We start from the raw sequence: 20,553 nt of genomic DNA, 5'->3' as shown, positions 1-20,553 counted from the left end.
GAGACTTGAACTCTCACACCTTGCGGCGCCAGAACCTAAATCTGGTGCGTCTACCAATTCCGCCACTTCCGCAACTTATTCTGTAGTTATCAAGGTAATTGGTAAAAACCTAAATAACGTTGTTTATGGTGGCTACGACGGGATTCGAACCTGTGACCCCATCATTATGAGTGATGTGCTCTAACCAGCTGAGCTACGTAGCCAAAACCATATTTTTTGTTCTCAACGCTTTGTTGCCTTGTCGTTGGGAACGGCGCGCATTATGCGAAGTTGAGTGAGATCCGTCAACAGTTTTTTTTAATAAATTTCGGAAAAAACCTCGTTCGCTTCCTTTTTAAACAAAGAGGCGTGTTTATGATCTAAAACTGGAAATAAATTAGCTTGCAGTTGCGTAATTTATTTTTGTTCATTTACTTAAGGTATTAAAAAAGCCAGCTTAACAGCTGGCTTTTAGTGTAAATGAAGTGTTTAGAATTCATTCATTTAATTAAACATTGAAGCGGAAGTGTACAACATCACCATCTTTTACGATGTAGTCTTTACCTTCTAGACGCCATTTACCTGCGTCTTTTGCGCCATTTTCACCATTGAATTGGATGAAATCGTCGTAACCGACTACTTCTGCACGAATAAAGCCTTTCTCGAAGTCAGTGTGGATCTTACCTGCCGCCTGAGGCGCAGTTGCACCAACAGGGATTGTCCAAGCACGTACTTCTTTAACACCTGCTGTGAAGTAGGTGTGTAGAGTCAGTAGTTCGTAACCAGAGCGAATTACACGGTTCAGACCCGGCTCTTCGATCCCCATATCTGCTAGGAATTCTTCGCGATCTTCATCTTCTAGTTCAGATAGTTCAGATTCGATAGCTGCACATACAGGTACAACGACATTGTTTTCTTTTTCTGCGAACTCACGAACCGCATCTAGATATGGGTTATTTTCGAAGCCATCTTCGTTTACGTTTGCAATGTACATAGTTGGCTTCAGTGTTAGGAAGTTTAGGTAGCCGATTGCTGCTAACTCTTCTTTAGATAGCTCAACTGTGCGTGCCATGCCGCCTTCAGTTAGTACTGGTAACAGTTTTTCTAGTACGGTTAGTTCAAATTTTGCGTCTTTATCGCCGCCTTTTGCCTTCTTCGCGTTACGTTGAATCGCTCGTTCACAAGAATCAAGGTCAGCCATTGCAAGTTCAAGGTTGATCACTTCGATATCTTCGATAGGTGAAACTTTACCTGAAACGTGAACAATGTTTTCGTTTTCAAAACAGCGTACAACGTGGCCAATCGCGTCTGTTTCACGGATGTTAGCTAGGAATTTGTTACCTAAACCTTCACCACGTGATGCACCAGCAACAAGACCAGCGATGTCCACGAACTCCATCGTCGTTGGAAGAACTCTCTGTGGGTTAACGATCTTAGCTAGTGCGTCTAGACGTAGATCCGGCACAGGAACCACACCAGTGTTTGGTTCAATGGTACAGAACGGGAAGTTTGCTGCTTCGATACCCGCTTTAGTTAGTGCGTTGAACAGAGTTGATTTACCTACGTTAGGTAGACCAACGATGCCACATTTAAAACCCATGATAGTAACCTTATTCAGCTTTGAACGTGTGGAGGCGATTTTGTGCTTTAGATAGGCCATCCTTAATCAGGATATCTAGACAACGAACAGCCTCATCAGCTGCTGCATCTAAAAGCTCTTGCTCTTTAGCTGGCGCTTTACCTAATACAAAACCCGCCACTTTATCTTTGTGTCCCGGATGACCAATGCCAATACGAAGACGATAAAAATCTTTGTTATTGCCCAGTTTGCTAATGGTGTCACGCAGACCGTTGTGTCCACCGTGACCCCCACCTTTTTTAAACTTAGCGACACCTGGCGGTAAGTCTAGCTCGTCATGAGCAACCATGATCTCTTCAGGTTTAATTTGATAAAATTTCGCAAGCGCTGCGATCGATTTACCTGATAGATTCATGAAGGTGGTTGGGATAAGCAAACGGAGATCCTGGCCATTGACCATAATGCGTCCTGTTAGACCAAAAAACTTTGGTTCGTTCTTCAGTGTAACGTTGTGAACGCGTGCTAATTCTTCTACAACCCAAGCGCCCGCATTGTGACGAGTTCTGGCGTATTCTGGTCCCGGATTAGCAAGACCAACAAGAAGTTTGATTGGTTGAGTCAAGGTTAGGATCTCTCTGGAATCTCAAAAAGCGCAGTATGATAGCACAGAATTCTCGCAGTGGGCGACCAAGGGATTTTCTGGTTATCAGTACAAATAAAAAAACACCCCAAAGAGGGGTGCTTTTGAAATCAGTTTAACTGAAATGTTCGTATTAGTTGAACATTGCAGAGATTGACTCTTCGTTGCTGATACGACGAATCGCTTCAGCTAGCATGCGAGATAGGCTTAGTGTTGTCACTTTACCTGTTGCAGCCATCTCTTTAGACAGAGAGATAGAGTCAGTCACGATAACTTGGTCAAGAACTGAGTTCTTGATGTTATCCGCAGCGTTGCCTGAGAATACTGCGTGAGTAGCGTAAGCGAATACACGCTTAGCACCGCGCTCTTTTAGTGCTTCAGCTGCTTTACATAGTGTGCCACCTGTGTCGATCATGTCATCAACGATCACACAGTCACGACCTTCAACATCACCGATTAGGTTCATTACTTCAGAAACGTTTGCACGTGGACGACGCTTATCTACGATTGCGATGTCGATGTCGCCTAGTGCTTTTGCTGTTGCACGAGCACGAACAACGCCACCTAGGTCAGGAGATACCACTACAGGGTTATCTAGACCGCGAGCCTGCATATCTTCAAGTAGCACTGGCGTGCCGAAGATGTTGTCTACAGGTACATCGAAGAAGCCTTGAATTTGCTCTGCGTGTAGGTCGATAGTTAGAACGCGGTCAACACCAACGTTAGATAGGAAATCAGCAACAACTTTTGCAGTAATTGGCACACGCGCAGAACGTACACGACGGTCTTGGCGAGCGTAGCCGAAGTAAGGGATAACTGCAGTGATACGGCCTGCTGAAGCACGGCGCATTGCATCAATCATAACAACCAATTCCATTAGGTTGTCGTTAGTCGGTGCACAAGTGGATTGAATGATGAAAACATCGCTACCACGAACATTCTCATTGATTTGAACTGCAACTTCGCCATCAGAAAAGCGAGAAACAGATGCATCACCAAGAGAGATGTAAAGACGATCAGCAATACGTTGGGCTAGTTCAGGTGTTGCGTTACCAGCAAATAGCTTCATATCAGGCACGGTGGAAACCTCGGGTTTGCGTCCAGTTTAAATAGGTCGGTGTGAGGCTGATTGGTATTCAGCCAAAGTCTCTTTTAATGGCGAAATATTGCGCCCTTGAGCGACAAATGCCGAGACTTTATCAGAGAGTTGTGCAAGGATAGTTTCTGCTTCAGATTTGCTCGAAAATTCAGCAAAAACGCAAGATCCTGTCCCCGTCAATCTTGACGGCGCGTATTGTAGCAGCCAAGAAAGTTGCTTATCAACCTCTGGGTAGAGCATTCGTACAATTTTTTCGCAATCGTTTACGCTTGGCGTATTTAAAAGTGTTTCTAGATCTCGTTTTGGGGTGTTTCGCGTCAGATCTGGATGACAAAAAACGTCGACGGTTGCGATAGATACATTCGGTCTGACGACTAAGTACCACTTTTCTTCGGGATAAGCAGGAGAGAGTTTTTCACCAACACCTTCAGCAAAAGCTGCAAATCCGCGCACAAATACGGGCACGTCTGCGCCCAGTTTTAAACCAATTTCAGCCAGTTCGTCGTCAGTTAGATTCAGTTGCCATAAGTAATTCAGTGCCACTAATGCTGTAGCTGCGTTCGATGAGCCCCCACCAATGCCTCCACCCATAGGCAGCACTTTCTGTAGCTCAATATGCGCGCCAAAAGGGCAGTTTGAGTAAGCTTGAAGCGCGGTTGCTGCTTTCCAAATTAAATTGTCTTGAAGAGGCACACCTTCTATCTCTGGAGAAATCGTAATATCACCAGAATGGTTCGCTTGAATGGTGAGCTCATCGCCGTGATCGACGAATTGGAATAACGTTTGTAACTCGTGATAGCCATTCTCTGTACGGCCGTTGATATATAGAAAGAGATTCAATTTCGCTGGTGATGGCCAGCGTGTTGAAAGTTCAATCATTGGGTGATGTTCCATTTTGTGATCACTAGATTTATTTTGACATCAGCTGTGGTGAGTTTCAGCTTATTTGGCAGAGGGAGGGACTGTTCATGCCATTGAACGTCGCCATATCTTTGATATGCAATACTCCAATCATTTAAACCAATTTGTTTGTTTAACGCTTGCAGTGTATTGGTTGGAGACAGTTGGAATTTGTCGGCATCGGTCGGTAGACCTAATAGCCAGTCAGGCATGTGTTCGACGGGCATCATCAACCCTGTAAGACGGTAAATCAGCTGGTTAGCACTGCGAGAAGAAAGGACCTGATCATCGTAAGTTTCTACTGTGGCGCCTTGTGGGGTGATGGTGAGCTTTAATGCCGTTTGTCCGAGAATCGTTGTTAAACGCAACTGGCTTAGTGCTGAAGAATGTTTCCAGTAGAAGTTTAAATTTTGTCTTTGGTCTGGGCCAATATAACCAAGTTTCCCCGTTGCTTGAAAATCTTGGATGGTTTCGAGTCGCTGCTCATGAGCTTGCCATTCAACGCTGGTAACACTTTCAGGAACGGACGAACAACCAGCGAGCAGTAAGCTCGACAAGAAAAAAAGAATAAAGGAGCGTAACGTCATGTTTGATGGCTTATTAATCAGTTTCATCGGGAATCGCTCACAACTATAGCATTGAAAAGTCGCACTTAGGAAAACAAATCCGGCTTACCCTTTCAATAAATGCGTGCTTACAGTAAAATTCTGGACCTATTTTATAACCTATCCCAGAGATACCACGTTAGATGTCCTTGCTTGCTATTGGAATTAATCACAATACAGCGTCTGTCGACTTGCGAGAGAAGGTGGCGTTTGGTCCGGATAAACTCGGCCCTGCACTCGAGCAACTTAGAGAGCACGAAGCGGTTAACGGCAGTGTGATTGTTTCAACCTGTAACCGAACTGAGTTGTACTGCGATGTTAAGCAAGGAGCGCGAAACAAGTTGATCGATTGGCTTGCTCAATTTCATCAAGTGAGCCGCGAAGATTTAATGCCGAGTTTGTATGTTCATGAAGAACAAGCTGCAATAAAGCATTTGATGCGCGTATCGTGCGGTCTTGACTCTCTGGTGTTGGGTGAGCCTCAAATTTTGGGGCAGGTAAAGCAAGCATTTTCTGACTCGCGAGATCATCAAGCCGTCGATGCCTCGATTGATAAACTGTTTCAAAAGACGTTCTCAGTCGCCAAACGGGTGAGAACAGAGACAGATATTGGTGGTAATGCCGTGTCCGTGGCTTATGCGGCATGTACACTGGCAAAACATATTTTTGAGTCGTTATCAGATTCAACCGTGCTTTTAGTTGGTGCGGGCGAGACGATTGAATTGGTCGCGAAGCATTTAGCGTCCAACGGTTGCACAAAAATGATTGTCGCGAACCGCACTAAAGAGCGCGCGCAAGGCTTAGCGGACCAATTTGGCGCAGAAGTGATCAGTTTGAACGAAATTCCTGAACATTTGGCGAAAGCGGATATTGTGATTAGCTCAACGGCGAGCCCATTGCCTATTATTGGCAAAGGTATGGTCGAAACGGCTCTAAAGCAGCGCCGACATCAACCTATCTTGTTGGTCGATATTGCGGTGCCGCGAGATGTAGAGTCGGAAGTCGGTGAACTGAACGACGCATATCTGTATTCTGTTGATGACTTGCAATCTATCATCGACAGCAACATTGAGCAGCGTAAAGTCGAAGCGATTCAAGCTGAAGCGATTGTTAGTGAAGAAAGCGCTGCATTTATGACATGGTTGCGTTCACTGCAAGCCGTCGATAGTATTCGCGACTATCGCAAATCAGCCAACGAAATTCGTGAAGAGTTACTGAGCAAAAGTTTGCAATCTTTAGCGGCAGGCGCAGATCCGGAGAAAGTGCTGCGCGAGCTGAGTAATAAACTCACCAACAAACTGATTCACGCTCCAACTCGCGCATTGCAAAGTGCAGCTGAGCAAGGCGAACCAGCAAAATTAACGATTATCCGCCAAACACTTGGCTTGGATGATCTATAACTCACGCTTTTTATTAAGAAAACGACACTATGAAAGCCTCTATTCTGACTAAGCTAGAAACGCTAGTAGAACGTTACGAAGAAGTTCAACATCTTCTTGGTGATCCTGATGTAATTGGAAATCAGGACAAATTCCGTGCTCTATCAAGAGAGTACTCTCAGCTAGAAGAAGTAACCAAGTGCTTCCAAGCTTATCAACAAGCACAAGAAGATCTTGTCGCCGCTGAAGAGATGGCAAACGAAGACGACGAAGAAATGCGTGAAATGGCGCAAGAAGAAATCAAAGAAGCGAAAGCGACGATTGAGCGTCTTACTGATGAGTTACAGATTCTTCTTCTGCCAAAAGATCCGAACGATGATCGTAACTGTTTCCTAGAAATTCGTGCAGGTGCGGGTGGCGACGAAGCGGGCATTTTCGCGGGTGATCTATTCCGTATGTACAGCAAGTACGCAGAAAAGCGTGGCTGGCGCATCGAAGTCATGTCTTCTAACGAGGCAGAGCACGGTGGTTACAAAGAGATGATCGCGAAAGTAAGCGGCGACGGTGCATACGGCGTGTTGAAATTTGAGTCAGGCGGTCACCGTGTACAGCGTGTTCCTGCAACTGAATCTCAAGGCCGTGTGCATACTTCTGCTTGTACAGTAGCAGTAATGGCGGAAATCCCTGAAGCGGATCTGCCAGAAATCAAAGCAGCAGACCTGAAAATCGATACGTTCCGTGCATCTGGCGCGGGTGGTCAGCACGTTAACACCACGGATTCTGCAATCCGTATTACCCACTTACCAACGGGTACGGTAGTAGAGTGTCAGGATGAGCGTTCACAGCACAAGAACAAAGCGAAAGCAATGGCGGTTCTTGCTGCTCGTATCGTTCAAGCGGAAGAAGAGCGTCGTGCCGCAGAAGTGTCTGATACACGTCGTAACCTTCTAGGTTCTGGTGACCGTAGTGACCGTATTCGTACATACAACTACCCACAAGGTCGTGTGTCTGATCACCGTATCAACCTAACCATCTATCGTTTGAACGAAGTGATGGAAGGTGACCTGCAGAGCTTGATTGATCCTGTGATTCAAGAGCACCAAGCAGACCAACTTGCGGCGCTTGCAGAGAACGGCTAATCGATGAGCCAAGTTCAATCGATTGAGCAAGCACTGAAAAGTGCGACGGCGAAACTGGCAGAAGGCGGCAAAGAGTCGCCTTCTCTCGATGCAGCTGTACTCCTTTGCCATGTCCTTGGCAAACCACGAACTTACCTGCTGACCTGGCCAGAAAAAGCGTTAGAAGCAGAGCAAAAATCTCAGTTTGACGCTCTACTTGAACGACGTTTAACTGGTGAACCCGTCGCTTATATTATTGGTGAGCGAGAGTTTTGGTCTTTACCGTTCAAAGTTTCTCCCTCTACCTTGATCCCAAGACCGGATACAGAACGTTTGGTCGAGGTTGCACTCGATAAGACCTATGAGCAAACAGGACCTATTTTAGATCTTGGAACGGGGACGGGGGCAATTGCTATCGCACTCGCATCTGAAATGCCAAAACGTCAAGTGATGGGCGTAGACCTTAAGCAAGAAGCGAAAGCACTTGCAGAGTACAATGCTGAGCAGCTAAACATCAAAAATGTGACCTTTGCTCAAGGCAGTTGGTTTGAGCCTATTACAGAAGGTACGAAGTTTGCTTTAATTGTCTCCAACCCGCCATATATTGATGAAAAAGATCCACATTTATCCCAAGGTGATGTGCGCTTTGAGCCAAAATCTGCATTAGTTGCTAAAGAGAATGGCTTAGCTGATATTCGTCATATCTCGGATCTTGCTCGTCAGTATCTTGAAGTGGGCGGTTGGCTGGCATTTGAACATGGTTATGATCAAGGTGAGGCGGTGCGTGAGATAATGCGTGGCTTAGGTTACCAACAGGTCGCTACGGAAAAAGATTATGGCGGTAACGATCGAGTAACGCTTGGTTGTCTGGCCAGTTAATCATGGAAGTCAGCAAACACTAACTAAAAAGAGAAGAAAAATGTACGTAGCTCTAAAACACATACACTTAGTGACGATCGCTCTCAGCGCGACGCTACTATCGATCCGATTCGTGTTAATGATGATGAACTCACCGAAGCGAAATAATCGTTTTTTGAAAGTGTTTCCCCACATCGTTGATACTGCATTGCTAGTGTCAGGTATCGCGCTTATTTTCATTACGGGTTTCATCCCGTTTACCGATGCCGCACCGTGGTTAACAAACAAAATCACCTGCGTACTGGCGTACATTGCGCTTGGATTCTTCTCATTGAAACTTGCGAAAAACAACCTACTGAAGATATTTGGCTTTTTCGGCGCATTAGGTTGGTTGGTCATGGCTGCAAACATTGCTGTGTCTAAGAGCCCTACGTTATTTGGATAGACGTCATGTTAGAGTTTTTTGACGAAGATTTTGACAATATACCGTTGGTGGAAGGTGCGCTTGAGCTAAACAAAGCGATTAACCCAGAAACCAAAGTACATTGGGCGAAACAAGAGTTAGAGCGTCTTTACAAAGATGCAGAAGCCACGCTTGTTCATGAAATCGATGAAGAGCAACGATTTGATGCATTCCTACGACTGTTTTTCCACGAGTGGGGATTCAAAGGCGACGAGCAGGAATACTTTATTTCGGACAACAGCTTCATCGATAAAGTGTTGGAGCGCAGAAAAGGTATTCCTGTGAGCTTAGGTTCGATTTTGTTATACCTAGGCAAAAAGCTGGGGTTCCCGTTGAAGGGAGTTACTTTCCCTACTCAGTTCCTGTTAAAAGTCGACTGGATGCATAAGAAGCCAGACTACATCAACCCATTTAATGGTGAGTATGTAGGTGAAAGGATTCTTCAAGCTTGGCTTATTGGCCAAGAAGGACCGCTAGCTCAGCTAAAGCCTGAACATTTTGAGGAAGCTGACAACCCAACAATTATTGGTCGCTGGTTGGCGTTGATTAAAAGTGCGATGTTGCGTGAAGAGCATTATACGCTGGCATTACGTTGTACAAATCTTGCTCTAACATTTGTGCCAGATGACCCATACGAAATTCGTGACCGTGGTTTTATTTTCCAACAGCTAGAGTGCCCTCAAGTAGCGGTATCAGATTTTCAGTACTTTATTGACCAATGCCCTGACGATCCGGCTTCCGAGCTACTAAAATCACAAGTTAATGTGATGAGTGAAACGCACGTCACACTTCACTAATTTTATCGATGTGCCGAACTGTGGCGTATCGTGGACAGAAAAAGAGAATCAAAATGGAACAGAAAATCGTTAATATCGGCGACATTCAGGTTGCTAACGACAAGCCATTCACCCTATTTGCAGGTATGAACGTTCTTGAGTCTCGTGATCTTGCGATGCAGATCTGTGAGCACTACGTAAAAGTAACGGAAAAACTTGGTATTCCTTACGTATTTAAGGCGTCGTTTGACAAAGCAAACCGCAGTTCTGTTCATTCATACCGTGGTCCAGGTCTGGAAGAAGGTATGAAAATCTTTCAGGAGCTGAAAGACACTTTTGGTGTAAAGATCATCACGGACGTTCACACTGAAGCACAAGCTCAACCTGTCGCTGACGTGGTAGACGTTATTCAGCTTCCTGCATTCCTAGCTCGTCAAACTGACCTTGTTGAAGCTATGGCTAAAACAGGTGCGGTTATCAACGTGAAGAAACCTCAATTTATGAGCCCTGGTCAAGTGGGTAACATCGTTGAGAAGTTCGCAGAATGCGGTAACGACAAGATCATCCTATGTGAGCGCGGTTCTTGCCACGGTTACGATAACCTAGTTGTAGACATGCTTGGTTTTGGTGTGATGAAAAATGCTTCGAAAGGTAGCCCAATCATCTTTGACGTAACGCACTCACTACAAATGCGTGACCCATCAGGCGCAGCATCTGGCGGCCGTCGTGAGCAGACAGTTGAGCTTGCTAAAGCGGGTCTAGCGACAGGCATCGCAGGTCTATTTATCGAAGCGCACCCAAACCCAGACCAAGCGCGTTGTGATGGCCCATCTGCACTGCCTCTAGACAAGTTAGAGCCATTCTTAGCACAAATGAAATCGCTTGATGATCTGATCAAGAGCTTTGCAGATATAGATATCAAGTAAACGCCAGATGACTGGTGGTAACAAATACTATAGCCAACCGATGTTGGCTATTTTTTTATCTGAAAAGCCGTGAATTCTCAAACTTGTTACTGATGAATTTGTTATTGCTAAACAATGCATCATAATTATTAAATCAATGTGTTAGGGTGCACGTGGTTTTCAAATAGATCCAATGCTTAAAATGTGCGTCAGTAATCCCAATAAGAAAAAGGTAAATAAATGAATCAGCGTCTGATGATCAAAACTGTTTTGAGTGCCGCTATCTTGGCCTCGTTAGCTGGGTGTGCTACGCAACCTGTACCAGAATGGAATGCCGATACAACCTATAAATTGACCGTGTTGCACACTAACGATCATCATGGTCGCTTTTGGCAAAATCGATACGGTGAATATGGCATGGCGGCGCGTAAAACGTTAATCGATGATTTGCGCGAAGAAATACAGGATGAGGGGGGCAGCGTGTTACTGCTTTCTGGTGGTGACATCAACACAGGAGTACCTGAGTCTGATTTACAAGATGCCGAGCCGGATTTTAAAGGCATGAGCAAAATTGGTTACGATGCGATGGCTCTAGGTAATCATGAGTTTGATAATCCATTGGACGTGCTATTCAAGCAGCAAGAGTGGGCAAACTTTCCGATGTTGTCTGCCAATATTTACGATAAAAATACTGGCAAGCGTTTATTCCAACCATACGCGATGTTTAACAAGCAGGGCATTAAAATTGCGGTCATTGGTCTTACAACCGAAGACACAGCGAAACTTGGCAACCCTGAATTCATTGAACAAATTGACTTCCGTGACCCAAAAGAAGAAGCCAAGAAGTTGATTGCAGAACTGAAAGAGACAGAGTATCCAGATCTGATTTTTGCTGTCACGCATATGGGACACTATGAAAATGGTAGTAGAGGCATCAATGCTCCTGGCGATGTGGCGTTAGCTCGTTATTTGAATGACGGCGATCTCGACATGATCGTTGGAGGACACTCACAAGAACCTGTGTGCATGGAAGGTCCAAACGTTATCAAAAAGAACTTTAAACCAGGTGATGAATGTCAGCCCGATAAACAAAATGGTACCTTTATTGTTCAGGCACATGAGTGGGGGAAATATGTGGGACGCGCCGATTACGAGTTTCGTAATGGCGAACTCTCGATGGTGAGCTACGATCTAATCCCTGTAAACTTGAAAAAGAAAGTTAAAGTTGATGGTCAGTCGCAACGAGTCTTGATCCAAGATGAGATTAAACAAGACGAAATGATGCTTGAGTTTCTTCGTCCTTATCAAGAAAAAGGTCAGGGCAAACTAAACGTGAAGATTGCAGAATCTAACGGTAAGCTTGAGGGTGACCGCAATGTGGTTCGTTACCAGCAAACAAACTTAGGTCGATTAATTGCAACGGCTCACATGGAACGTGCGAAAGCAGATTTCGCTGTAATGAATTCTGGTGGTGTTCGAGATTCGATTGCTGCGGGTGATATTACTTATAAAGACGTGCTCACTGTTCAGCCATTTGGCAATATGGTTTCTTACGTTGATATGACGGGTAAAGAGGTATTAGATTATCTAAATGTCGTTGCAACTAAGCCTGTTGACTCTGGTGCTTATGCACAGTTTGCCGGCATTGCGATGAGTATAATTAATGGTGAGGTAACCAATGTGTTCATTGGTAATAAGCAACTTCGCTTAGATGGTAATTACCGCTTTACCGTACCAAGCTACAATGCTGCTGGTGGTGATGGTTACCCTAAAATCGACGATCATCCAGGGTATGTAAATACAGGTTTTACCGATGCTGAAGTTTTGAAGGATTATTTAGAAACACACAGCCCTATTGATGTTAATGAGTATGCCCCTTCAGGTGAAATCACGTATTTAGTTGATACGGCGATTGATCAGTAACCCAACAGAGAAAAAGCGATTGACTCAAACTCGCTGATATCATTAACTAAAAGCGCAGATCCAATTCAATCTGCGCTTTTTGTTTTTATGAGGAGAATCTTGATGACTCCGGCCATTAATCTTGCGAAAAAGAAAAAAATTCCACACACGATTCATCAGTATGAGCATGACCCTAGAGCCGATAGTTATGGCTTGGAGGCTGCTGAAGTACTGGGGCAGGATCCGAAAACAGTATTTAAAACCTTGTTGTTCTGCTTGAACGGGGAGCCAAAGAACCTTGCGGTTGCGATTATCCCTGTTGATCAAAAGCTGAACCTAAAACTGGCGGCGAAAGCAGCGAAGGGCAAAAAGGCCGATATGGCTGATCCGGAAATCGCGCAAAAGACCACAGGTTATGTCGTTGGTGGAATTAGCCCACTAGGGCAGAAGAAAGCCTTACCTACTTTTTTGCACGAAAGCGCAGTAGAGCAAGACACAATCTGTGTGAGTGCTGGTAAACGTGGTTTAGAAATTGAGTTAGCCCCGAGAGATTTGCTGAGCTTAACTCGCGGTCAGTTTGCACCTCTTTGTTTGTAAACTCATGACAAATAAAAAGGACGCTCATGAGCGTCCTTTTTTGATCTTGCCTGTCAGTGAAGCGTTACTTCTTCAGACTCAATGTACCACCAGTGCGTTTAGCTGGTTTGCTTGGTTTCGCTGCATTTGGGTTCATGTAATGCTGCTTGGGCTTACTCGGTGATTGAGGCTTGTTTGCTGAATGCGTATTGCTCGATGCATCTGGTTTACGGTGTGATTTACCATGCTCGCCTTGCGGTCTGCTGCGTTCACCTTGTGGTTTCGCTTTGTAATGTTCTTTAGCTGGACGTCCGCCTTGATCATCACGCTGACGACGCTTTTGTTGACCTTTTTTCGAGTTTGGTGCATGACGGAATTCATCAGCATTGTTACCGCGGAAAGTTCGTGTCTTCTGGTTACGACGAGCAGTAGAATCTTGGTTTTCTTCTCGGCTATCAAACAGCTTCGCGTCGGTCGCTTTACGAATGTTGCGACCTCTAGAGTCTGTTTTTGATGCTTCTTCTGTACCTACCGAGCCTTCACACATTGCTAGGATCTCTGCCACTTCTTCGTCACTTAGATAACGCCATTTCCCATTGGGAATACCATCAAGAGAGATATTCATGATGCGTACGCGACGCAGCTTGAATACTTCATAGCCCAGCGCTTCACACATGCGACGGATCTGACGGTTAAGCCCTTGAGTGAGCACAATACGGAAAGAGAATTTAGTTTCTTTCGTTACCTTACAAGGTAGGGTGACTGTGTCGAGAATCTTAACGCCACTCGACATCTGTTTGAGAAACTCGCCTGTAATTGGCTTGTCCACGCGTACGACGTACTCTTTTTCGTGGCTGTTGCCTGCGCGAAGGATTTTGTTCACGATGTCGCCATCGTTGGTCAAAAAGATCAGACCATCAGAGGGTTTGTCTAAGCGTCCGATCGGAAAGATACGTTTTTGGTGGCCGATGAAATCAACGATGTTTCCAGGGACGTCTCTCTCAGTTGTACAGGTGATGCCTGTTGGTTTATTGAGAGCGATATAAATCGGCTTCTCTTTTGCTGCCACTGGCTTACCATCCACACAAACATCATCACCAGGTAGCACTTTTGTCCCCATTTCAGGTTTGTTGCCATTAATGGTGACACGGCCTTGCTCAATCAGTCTGTCTGCTTCACGGCGTGAGCAAAACCCCGTTTCACTGATGAATTTATTTAATCGTTTAGCGTTGTCTTGTGACATTTTTGTCTCCTAACGTTTCACAACGGCGAATGAAGCTCCCTTCCTTTAAGGGGAAGGAAGAATAAGGGCGGGCATTCTAGCATTAGGGTGAAATTTAGCCTAACCGTTTTTGGTGACGTTCGCGGGTTTCTAATTTCTTTTCCGCACTTTTTCTAAGTAGGACGTAAACGGCTCCAGTTCCACCGTGAAAGCGTTGCGCACTATGGACGCATTGGACTTCCTTAATTTGTCGTAGCCAACTGCTAACAAAGCTTTTCATCATTGCAGGTGGATTTGAGCGTTCTCCTCGACCATGGACGATAACGACCGTTCTAATGTCCATTGATAGGCATTGCTTTAAAAACGTCACGACTTCATCACGTGCTTCTTTCAATGTTTTACGGTGCAAATCCAAGCGAGCTTGGATTGGATACTTACCAAGGCGAAGTTTGCGGTAAACCCCGTCCTGTACACCATCACGTTTGAACTCAACAAAGTCCTCTGGCTTGAGCATTTCAGCGTGATCAAGTGATAGGTATTCTGGGTCATCTTCCGTTAACCAGATTGCTGCTTCGCGTTTTGCGAGCTGTGCTTCTGTTACTTGGTGTACTTTTTTGTGTTCGGTGGTGTCTTGAGTGATTGGCTTTACATCGCCCATCATCTGTTGAAATAGATCAAAATCGTCGTCGTGAGACATAGCAGTAATCTCATTAAGAACAGGGAAGAATAATAGGATTATATCAATGAGTGGTGCATTGAGATCAAATAAAAAACCGGAGTAGGCAAGTAACCGACTCCGGTGCAAAGCGTTTCTAGAGCTAAGCGAGATCTAGTGAGGAGATTTGTCGTTCATGATCTTGTATATGAAGAAACCGCCGTAAAATAACATCAGACCAATTGCCCCAAAAATTACTATCATTGACGATAGACCCACTGCATTACCAAATAGGAGATCAAGCCAAAAGTCCATACGTTTCCTCCAAGATGTTCCCGACAGGAATAAACTAAATGGCGGTGTCTTGTTGCACACTGATCTGGATCAATTATGTTGCTAAGGTTAATAAACTGTATTTTGTTGTGAGTTATCAGTCACATTTTACGTGCTAGTGTTCAGTTATTCATCAAACGAATTAAGACCTAAGGTTTTTTTGTAAAAAGCACTTGCGCCACAGTTCAGAATCCGTAATATACGCATTCGTTGACGGGGACAATTCCTCAGTTAAACATCTCGGTGAATAGCGCAGCTTGGTAGCGCATCTGGTTTGGGACCAGAGGGTCGGGGGTTCGAATCCCTCTTCACCGACCAATTTTAGAAAGCCTGCTCAATGAGCAGGCTTTCGTCGTTTCAGCGGTCGCAAATTTGGCTTTGATAGTTGCGAACCAAATGGGGTTCGCCTGAAGTTAGAATATGGCTCTTCATCGACACATATTGAGAAAAAGGCTCTACAGAAATGTAGAGCCTTTTTCGTATTTGGTGATATTTATTTGGAACCAGAGGATCGGGGTCTGGAATGCCAGTCCTCTGGAAGCTCGGTCGCGTCGAATCCCTACTTCACCGACCACTTTTAGAAAGCCTGCTCAATGAGCAGGCTTTCGTCGTTTTTAGCGCTAGTAATTTTAGACTTCAATAGTATCGAATCAAATTGGGGTTCGCCTGATGTTCGAATGTGGCACTTCACCGACACGTATTGAGAGGAAGGCTCTACAGAAATGTAGGGCCTTTTCATTTTTTAGAGCGAGTAAATTTATTACTTGATGTCACACGAGATAGTATTGATAGGAGTTTCAGAAGTAGTGAAACAGACATAAGCGGTCTTTGGGTGATTTGGACCAATCTTGACGTAACCCGCTTTTAAATCGTCTTCATCAAACGTTACTGAGTGAGATTTGCTTGTATTTCCATCATAGTAAACCGCTTCAAAGCCTTGGTTCATCATATGTGCAACGCGATTTCGAGTGTGGGCTGTTGAAAACGTGATGTTCGCGCAACGCATCATTGGTTTTTCGGTAATAAGAAATTGACCACTCTCTTTATCTAAAACACCGCCTTTTACTTCCGGAGTTATATCAATAGCTTGAAAAGCTTCTACGTTGCATGGCGGTTTAGCATAAGACAGCGAAGAAGTGAGCATAATTCCCATCGTGTATAGGAATAAATATTTAAATTTCATATGAGTTGTTTTGTATCCACTTAGCTTAACGGCGTTTTAATAAGAAAGTTTGAATGAATTTTAAATGGTTGTATTTAAATAATTGTATTTAAATGGCATTTTTCAAACAATCACTAGATACCACAATTTGCTTGGCGCGTCTTACCCAGTGGTTTGATGTTAAATCCCCGATTTTTAAGGAGTTCAATCAGGTTATCTTTACCTACTAAATGCAAGCCACCAACAACAACGGTGTAGCGACCCGATTGTTGAGGTAGAACACTGCCAGTGTCGAGTTTTTTAGCCCAATCTCGATTACGCTCGTATAAAAAGGCTTGGTTAAACTCTTCTGTTGTATGATCGGTCAAAGAGGCTTCGACCAACATGCTACCATCACCACTCTTCCAACTCTCTATCAAGCATTGAACCAACTCTTCTCCGCCATCATATTCTTCAATTGATGAGAGAAGTATCTCTTTACCGCCTTCTGATTGACCTGCGATTAAATCGATTTGGAATTGCACGGACTCTAGTGGAATGACCGGGATTTGCTTTTTATCAGCGAGTCCTATTAAGTGCATGTCGACCCCTTTATCAGAGACATACCCCAGTTTGTTGACTAAAGCGAGTTGGATGGTGAATGCCGCCATCCAAGGTGGGGAATTTAGGAGTTGAGTTTCTGGCAAACCTAAATCTTGGGCAATTTCAATTAAGTGGCGACGTTGAGCTCTGTCTAAAACATCTTTAGAAAGAATGGTTGTTTGTGGGTAAACCAAGCCTTCAGAATTCCTGACGTCTGCTTCAATAATCAACCCTGCGCTTTGGCTTAAATGCTGGATGACCGTTCTAGGGAGTGGGTACATCGTTTTATCCCCCACATGTACCGAGCCAATAATCATAAGTTCGGTTTCCCCTTTTTTCGCTAACCAATGCTGTGGCTCTGCATAAGAGGAAAAAGGAGTCAAAGTAACAAGTAGAGATGATATGAGCGTCAAGAGACGAAACATAGAATGGTCCTCAGATAAGATACCTTTAAACTTTATACGCAAAATAGCGTGAGGTTAAGTGCAATTTCTCCAGTGGGGTATTCGACAAAATCGTCATTTCTAAAAATATTGACGAGTTTTGACGACGAATAAATGAGAGTCACTTCACGAAAGGTAAATAGGTAATTCGCTTACTAATGGTTCACAAAATAATTAGGCGTGATCCAAATCTTACAAAATCAGTCGTAACTCATGAATATAAGTGACCTAGATCGCAGCAAACTCGTCAAAACAAGTTGTTCGATTTTGACGTGTATTGTAACTCCATGAAAATTAGGTTTTTATTGTTTTTGCTGAGTGTCATTTTTTGAGCTGGATCACTTCCTATTTCTATTTATTTTACGCTTAGAAATAACAGGTTGTATGTTGAATGTAACGGTTAGGTACCTCGCATTTGAGGGGCCGAGATTTTTATCATTGTCGTTTTGAACCACTGACTTTTTTGGGGAAGTAAGATGTTTAAACCTAGTCTGATTGCTGTTTCTGTTATCACTACATTTGCAGGTTGCTCTGCGCTGCAAAGCTCTGAACAACAAGTTGTAAATTCGTTGGCTAATAATCTTGATATTCAATACCAAGTGTTGACTAACCACGGTGCAAACGAAGGTCTTGCTTGTCAGGACTTAGGGGCTGAGTGGGCGTCTTGTAACAAGGTAAACATGACGCTGGTTAACCAAGGTGAAGCGGTTGACTCAAAAGATTGGGCTATTTACTTCCATAGCATTCGTCTGATTCTGGATGTTGAAAACGAACAGTTTAAAATCTCTCGCGTAACGGGTGATCTACACAAACTAGAACCAACAGATAAGTTTGATGGTTTTGCTGCGGGTGAAGAGGTTGTGCTTCCTCTTGTTGCTGAATACTGGCAGCTATTTGAAACTGACTTCATGCCAGGCGCTTTCGTTGCTGCACCAAATGCAGAGCCTAAGATGATTGCTTCTCTTAACACAGAAGACGTTGCATCTTTCGTGACTGGCCTTGAGGGGAACAACCTAAAACGTACGCCAGATGACAACAACGTATTTGCAAACGCTGTGTCTCGTTTCGAGAAGAACGAAGACCTAGTAAAACAAGACGTATCAACCACGTTACTACCAACGCCACTGTCTGTTGAAGCAGGTAACGGTACGGTAGATATCGCGGCGGGTATTGCGCTGCCTAAAGCCGCTTTCGATGCAACTCAATACGCGGTAATCCAAGATCGTGCAGAAGTGGTAGGTGTGGATGTTCGTGGTGATCTTCCTGTAAGCATCACTGTTGTTCCTGCAGACTTCACCGGTGAATTGGCAAAATCTGGTGCTTACGAAATGAGCATCAAAGGCGACGGTATTGCGATTAAAGCGTTTGACCAAGCAGGTGCTTTCTACGCAGTACAATCTATCTTTGGCCTGGTAGATAGCCAAAATGCTGATTCTCTACCACAACTGTCTATTAAAGATGCGCCGCGTTTTGATTACCGTGGTGTGATGGTGGACGTGGCTCGTAACTTCCACTCTAAAGACGCGATTCTTGCAACGCTTGACCAAATGGCCGCGTACAAGATGAACAAACTACACCTTCACCTAACGGATGATGAAGGCTGGCGTTTAGAAATCCCGGGTCTGCCTGAGCTGACTGAAGTGGGTGCTAACCGTTGTTTCGATTTGGAAGAGAAAAGCTGTTTACTGCCTCAGCTTGGCTCAGGTGCAACGACAGACAACTTTGGTTCTGGCTTCTTCAGCAAAGCAGACTACGTGGACATCTTGAAGTACGCGAAAGCGCGTAACATCGAAGTGATTCCTGAAATCGATATGCCAGCACACGCTCGTGCAGCAGTGGTATCAATGGAAGCACGTTACGACCGTCTAATGGAAGAAGGTAAAGAAGCAGAAGCGAACGAGTACCGCCTGATGGATCCTCAAGATACATCGAACGTAACGACGGTTCAGTTCTACAACAAGCAAAGCTTCATCAACCCATGTATGGAATCTTCAACTCGCTTTGTTGATAAAGTGATTTCAGAAGTAGCAGCAATGCACCAAGAAGCGGGTACGCCGCTAACAACATGGCACTTCGGTGGTGATGAAGCGAAGAACATCAAGTTAGGCGCTGGTCTGCAAGACATTAACGCAGAAGACAAAGTAAGCTGGAAGGGTAACATTGATTTGTCTAAGCAAGACAAGCCATTTGCACAATCACCACAATGTCAGACGCTAATTGCAGACGGTACGGTAAGCGATTTTGCTCATCTACCAAGCCACTTTGCAGAAGAAGTGTCGAAGATGGTGGCAGAGAAAGGCATTCCAAACTTCCAAGCTTGGCAAGATGGCCTTAAGTACAGTGAAGGTGAGAAAGCGTTCGCAACAGAAAACACACGTGTTAACTTCTGGGACGTTCTTTACTGGGGTGGCACATCATCAGTGTACGAATGGTCTAAGAAAGGTTACGACGTTATCGTTTCTAACCCAGACTACGTATACATGGACATGCCGTACGAAGTTGACCCGAAAGAGCGTGGTTATTACTGGGCGACGCGTGCAACAGATACTCGTAAGATGTTTGGTTTTGCACCAGAGAACATGCCTCAGAACGCAGAAACCTCTGTAGACCGCGATGGTAACGGCTTCACTGGTAAAGGTGAAATCAAAGCGAAACCTTTCTATGGTCTATCAGCACAGCTGTGGTCTGAGACAGTACGTAACGACGAGCAATACGAGTACATGGTATTCCCTCGCGTACTGGCAGCCGCTGAACGTGCATGGCACCGTGCTGATTGGGAAAACGACTACAAAGTGGGTGTTGAATACTCGCAAAACTCTAACCTAGTAAACAAAGTTGCGCTAAACCAAGACTACAACCGCTTTGCGAACGTACTTGGCCAACGCGAGCTGGCTAAGCTAGAAAAAGCGGGTATCGACTACCGCCTACCTGTACCAGGCGCGAAAGTTGAAGAGGGTAAACTGGCAATGAACGTTCAGTTCCCGGGTGTGAAGCTTCAATACTCTCTAGACGGCAAGAACTGGCTAACTTACGCAGATAATGCTCGTCCAAATGTGAAAGGTGAAGTGTTTATCCGTTCTGTGTCAGCAACCGGTGAGAAAGCAAGTCGAGTGACCAGCGTGAAATAACTCAATTCTTGTAAGTTAATTTTTTGGCAAAGCCTCAACCTCATGTTGGGGCTTTCTTTATTTTTTGAGGAAATTAAGCGTGATCGATGTCTAATTATTTTTCATTGATAAATAAGTTTTTGGTTGTAATGGTCAAGGTTATTGTGAACTGGATCGACTTAATCTGCTAAATATCAATAAATTATCTGTTTATGATCACACTTCTATTTTTTGAATAATTTTATAAAAATACGATAAGTGCCTGTATTT

General features: G+C 44.4%; 19 protein-coding genes and 2 tRNA genes. 10 read left to right on the top strand and 11 right to left on the bottom strand.

Features of this window, described 5'->3' with window-relative positions; translation table 11 throughout:
- Positions 1 to 126: 126 nt before the first annotated feature.
- The 6 genes from R7P67_RS19735 to lolB all read right to left on the bottom strand — a co-directional run bounded on the left by R7P67_RS19735 (position 127) and on the right by lolB (position 4,811).
- Positions 127 to 203: transfer RNA gene (locus tag R7P67_RS19735), tRNA-Met, on the bottom strand.
- 284 nt (positions 204 to 487) lie between these two features.
- Positions 488 to 1,579 (bottom strand): redox-regulated ATPase YchF, encoded by a 1,092-nt coding sequence (gene ychF, locus R7P67_RS19730; protein ID WP_005393178.1) that lies wholly within the window; start codon positions 1,577 to 1,579, stop codon positions 488 to 490.
- Positions 1,580 to 1,589: 10 nt separating this feature from the next.
- Positions 1,590 to 2,180, bottom strand: a complete 591-nt coding sequence (gene pth / locus R7P67_RS19725; RefSeq protein ID WP_042524127.1) for an aminoacyl-tRNA hydrolase — start codon at positions 2,178 to 2,180, stop codon at positions 1,590 to 1,592.
- A 151-nt stretch (positions 2,181 to 2,331) separates the two neighbouring features.
- The gene (locus R7P67_RS19720; protein ID WP_005393176.1) at positions 2,332 to 3,276 is read right to left on the bottom strand and encodes a ribose-phosphate pyrophosphokinase; all 945 of its coding nucleotides are present in this window, start codon (positions 3,274 to 3,276) and stop codon (positions 2,332 to 2,334) included.
- 27 nt (positions 3,277 to 3,303) lie between these two features.
- Positions 3,304 to 4,176 carry a 4-(cytidine 5'-diphospho)-2-C-methyl-D-erythritol kinase gene (gene ispE / locus R7P67_RS19715; RefSeq protein ID WP_005384108.1) on the bottom strand — a complete coding sequence of 291 codons (873 nt, stop codon included), beginning with the start codon at positions 4,174 to 4,176 and terminating at the stop codon, positions 3,304 to 3,306.
- Positions 4,173 to 4,811 (bottom strand): lipoprotein insertase outer membrane protein LolB, encoded by a 639-nt coding sequence (gene lolB / locus R7P67_RS19710; protein ID WP_085570134.1) that lies wholly within the window; start codon positions 4,809 to 4,811, stop codon positions 4,173 to 4,175. Before lolB ends, ispE begins: the two co-directional genes overlap by 4 nt.
- Positions 4,812 to 4,945: 134 nt before the next feature.
- On the opposite strand from lolB, the gene hemA reads away from it, so the two are divergent.
- The 8 genes from hemA to ybaK all read left to right on the top strand — a co-directional run bounded on the left by hemA (position 4,946) and on the right by ybaK (position 12,800).
- The gene (hemA, locus tag R7P67_RS19705; protein ID WP_005384104.1) at positions 4,946 to 6,202 is read left to right on the top strand and encodes a glutamyl-tRNA reductase; all 1,257 of its coding nucleotides are present in this window, start codon (positions 4,946 to 4,948) and stop codon (positions 6,200 to 6,202) included.
- A gap of 29 nt (positions 6,203 to 6,231) precedes the next feature.
- Entirely contained in the window at positions 6,232 to 7,320 is a 1,089-nt protein-coding gene (gene prfA / locus R7P67_RS19700) for a peptide chain release factor 1 (RefSeq protein WP_005382222.1), read from the top strand.
- 3 nt (positions 7,321 to 7,323) lie between these two features.
- The gene (gene prmC, locus R7P67_RS19695; protein ID WP_151514568.1) at positions 7,324 to 8,178 is read left to right on the top strand and encodes a peptide chain release factor N(5)-glutamine methyltransferase; all 855 of its coding nucleotides are present in this window, start codon (positions 7,324 to 7,326) and stop codon (positions 8,176 to 8,178) included.
- Between the two features lie 40 nt (positions 8,179 to 8,218).
- Positions 8,219 to 8,602 (top strand): SirB2 family protein, encoded by a 384-nt coding sequence (locus R7P67_RS19690; protein WP_005382225.1) that lies wholly within the window; start codon positions 8,219 to 8,221, stop codon positions 8,600 to 8,602.
- Positions 8,603 to 8,607: 5 nt separating this feature from the next.
- Positions 8,608 to 9,417, top strand: a complete 810-nt coding sequence (locus R7P67_RS19685; protein WP_154204788.1) for a SirB1 family protein — start codon at positions 8,608 to 8,610, stop codon at positions 9,415 to 9,417.
- A 53-nt stretch (positions 9,418 to 9,470) separates the two neighbouring features.
- On the top strand, positions 9,471 to 10,322 hold the full coding sequence (kdsA, locus tag R7P67_RS19680) for a 3-deoxy-8-phosphooctulonate synthase (RefSeq protein WP_005384095.1): 852 nt from the start codon (positions 9,471 to 9,473) through the stop codon (positions 10,320 to 10,322).
- Positions 10,323 to 10,541: 219 nt separating this feature from the next.
- Positions 10,542 to 12,224: a bifunctional UDP-sugar hydrolase/5'-nucleotidase UshA gene (gene ushA, locus R7P67_RS19675; RefSeq protein ID WP_154204787.1), complete on the top strand. Its 1,683-nt coding sequence runs from the start codon at positions 10,542 to 10,544 to the stop codon at positions 12,222 to 12,224.
- Positions 12,225 to 12,326: 102 nt separating this feature from the next.
- Positions 12,327 to 12,800 carry a Cys-tRNA(Pro) deacylase gene (ybaK, locus tag R7P67_RS19670; RefSeq protein WP_154204786.1) on the top strand — a complete coding sequence of 158 codons (474 nt, stop codon included), beginning with the start codon at positions 12,327 to 12,329 and terminating at the stop codon, positions 12,798 to 12,800.
- A gap of 64 nt (positions 12,801 to 12,864) precedes the next feature.
- Here ybaK and rluF read toward each other — a convergent pair whose 3' ends face one another.
- The 3 genes from rluF to R7P67_RS19655 all read right to left on the bottom strand — a co-directional run bounded on the left by rluF (position 12,865) and on the right by R7P67_RS19655 (position 14,971).
- Positions 12,865 to 14,022: a 23S rRNA pseudouridine(2604) synthase RluF gene (gene rluF / locus R7P67_RS19665; protein WP_154204785.1), complete on the bottom strand. Its 1,158-nt coding sequence runs from the start codon at positions 14,020 to 14,022 to the stop codon at positions 12,865 to 12,867.
- A 94-nt stretch (positions 14,023 to 14,116) separates the two neighbouring features.
- A complete protein-coding gene (smrA, locus tag R7P67_RS19660; protein ID WP_005382233.1) occupies positions 14,117 to 14,698 on the bottom strand; it encodes a DNA endonuclease SmrA in 582 nt (193 codons plus the stop codon).
- Positions 14,699 to 14,830: 132 nt separating this feature from the next.
- The gene (locus R7P67_RS19655; protein WP_005382236.1) at positions 14,831 to 14,971 is read right to left on the bottom strand and encodes a DUF3149 domain-containing protein; all 141 of its coding nucleotides are present in this window, start codon (positions 14,969 to 14,971) and stop codon (positions 14,831 to 14,833) included.
- Positions 14,972 to 15,230: 259 nt separating this feature from the next.
- Between R7P67_RS19655 and R7P67_RS19650 the strand changes: the two genes are divergently transcribed.
- Positions 15,231 to 15,307, top strand: a tRNA-Pro gene (locus R7P67_RS19650).
- Positions 15,308 to 15,749: 442 nt separating this feature from the next.
- Here R7P67_RS19650 and R7P67_RS19645 read toward each other — a convergent pair.
- On the bottom strand, positions 15,750 to 16,133 hold the full coding sequence (locus R7P67_RS19645; protein ID WP_005384085.1) for a hypothetical protein: 384 nt from the start codon (positions 16,131 to 16,133) through the stop codon (positions 15,750 to 15,752).
- 152 nt (positions 16,134 to 16,285) lie between these two features.
- Positions 16,286 to 17,158 carry a TraB/GumN family protein gene (locus R7P67_RS19640; protein ID WP_154204784.1) on the bottom strand — a complete coding sequence of 291 codons (873 nt, stop codon included), beginning with the start codon at positions 17,156 to 17,158 and terminating at the stop codon, positions 16,286 to 16,288.
- Positions 17,159 to 17,652: 494 nt separating this feature from the next.
- Between R7P67_RS19640 and R7P67_RS19635 the strand changes: the two genes are divergently transcribed.
- Entirely contained in the window at positions 17,653 to 20,304 is a 2,652-nt protein-coding gene (locus R7P67_RS19635) for a beta-N-acetylhexosaminidase (RefSeq protein ID WP_262654183.1), read from the top strand.
- Positions 20,305 to 20,553: the final 249 nt, after the last annotated feature.

Source organism: Vibrio sp. Vb0937, from assembly GCF_033338855.1.
Note: the sequence above shows the minus strand (reverse complement) of the source record. Positions and strands in the feature narration are given on the sequence as shown.

Excerpts from the sequence above, each read along its gene's own strand:
- hemA (WP_005384104.1), top strand. The coding sequence starts at position 4,946 with ATGTCCTTGCTTGCTATTGGAATTAATCACAATACAGCGTCTGTCGAC.
- ispE (WP_005384108.1), bottom strand. The coding sequence starts at position 4,176 with ATGATTGAACTTTCAACACGCTGGCCATCACCAGCGAAATTGAATCTC.
- prfA (WP_005382222.1), top strand. The coding sequence starts at position 6,232 with ATGAAAGCCTCTATTCTGACTAAGCTAGAAACGCTAGTAGAACGTTAC.
- ychF (WP_005393178.1), bottom strand. The coding sequence starts at position 1,579 with ATGGGTTTTAAATGTGGCATCGTTGGTCTACCTAACGTAGGTAAATCA.
- prmC (WP_151514568.1), top strand. The coding sequence starts at position 7,324 with ATGAGCCAAGTTCAATCGATTGAGCAAGCACTGAAAAGTGCGACGGCG.
- ybaK (WP_154204786.1), top strand. The coding sequence starts at position 12,327 with ATGACTCCGGCCATTAATCTTGCGAAAAAGAAAAAAATTCCACACACG.
- R7P67_RS19645 (WP_005384085.1), bottom strand. The coding sequence starts at position 16,133 with ATGCTCACTTCTTCGCTGTCTTATGCTAAACCGCCATGCAACGTAGAA.
- kdsA (WP_005384095.1), top strand. The coding sequence starts at position 9,471 with ATGGAACAGAAAATCGTTAATATCGGCGACATTCAGGTTGCTAACGAC.
- R7P67_RS19690 (WP_005382225.1), top strand. The coding sequence starts at position 8,219 with ATGTACGTAGCTCTAAAACACATACACTTAGTGACGATCGCTCTCAGC.
- R7P67_RS19685 (WP_154204788.1), top strand. The coding sequence starts at position 8,608 with ATGTTAGAGTTTTTTGACGAAGATTTTGACAATATACCGTTGGTGGAA.
- ushA (WP_154204787.1), top strand. The coding sequence starts at position 10,542 with ATGAATCAGCGTCTGATGATCAAAACTGTTTTGAGTGCCGCTATCTTG.
- R7P67_RS19640 (WP_154204784.1), bottom strand. The coding sequence starts at position 17,158 with ATGTTTCGTCTCTTGACGCTCATATCATCTCTACTTGTTACTTTGACT.
- R7P67_RS19635 (WP_262654183.1), top strand. The coding sequence starts at position 17,653 with ATGTTTAAACCTAGTCTGATTGCTGTTTCTGTTATCACTACATTTGCA.
- rluF (WP_154204785.1), bottom strand. The coding sequence starts at position 14,022 with ATGTCACAAGACAACGCTAAACGATTAAATAAATTCATCAGTGAAACG.
- smrA (WP_005382233.1), bottom strand. The coding sequence starts at position 14,698 with ATGTCTCACGACGACGATTTTGATCTATTTCAACAGATGATGGGCGAT.
- R7P67_RS19655 (WP_005382236.1), bottom strand. The coding sequence starts at position 14,971 with ATGGACTTTTGGCTTGATCTCCTATTTGGTAATGCAGTGGGTCTATCG.
- lolB (WP_085570134.1), bottom strand. The coding sequence starts at position 4,811 with ATGAAACTGATTAATAAGCCATCAAACATGACGTTACGCTCCTTTATT.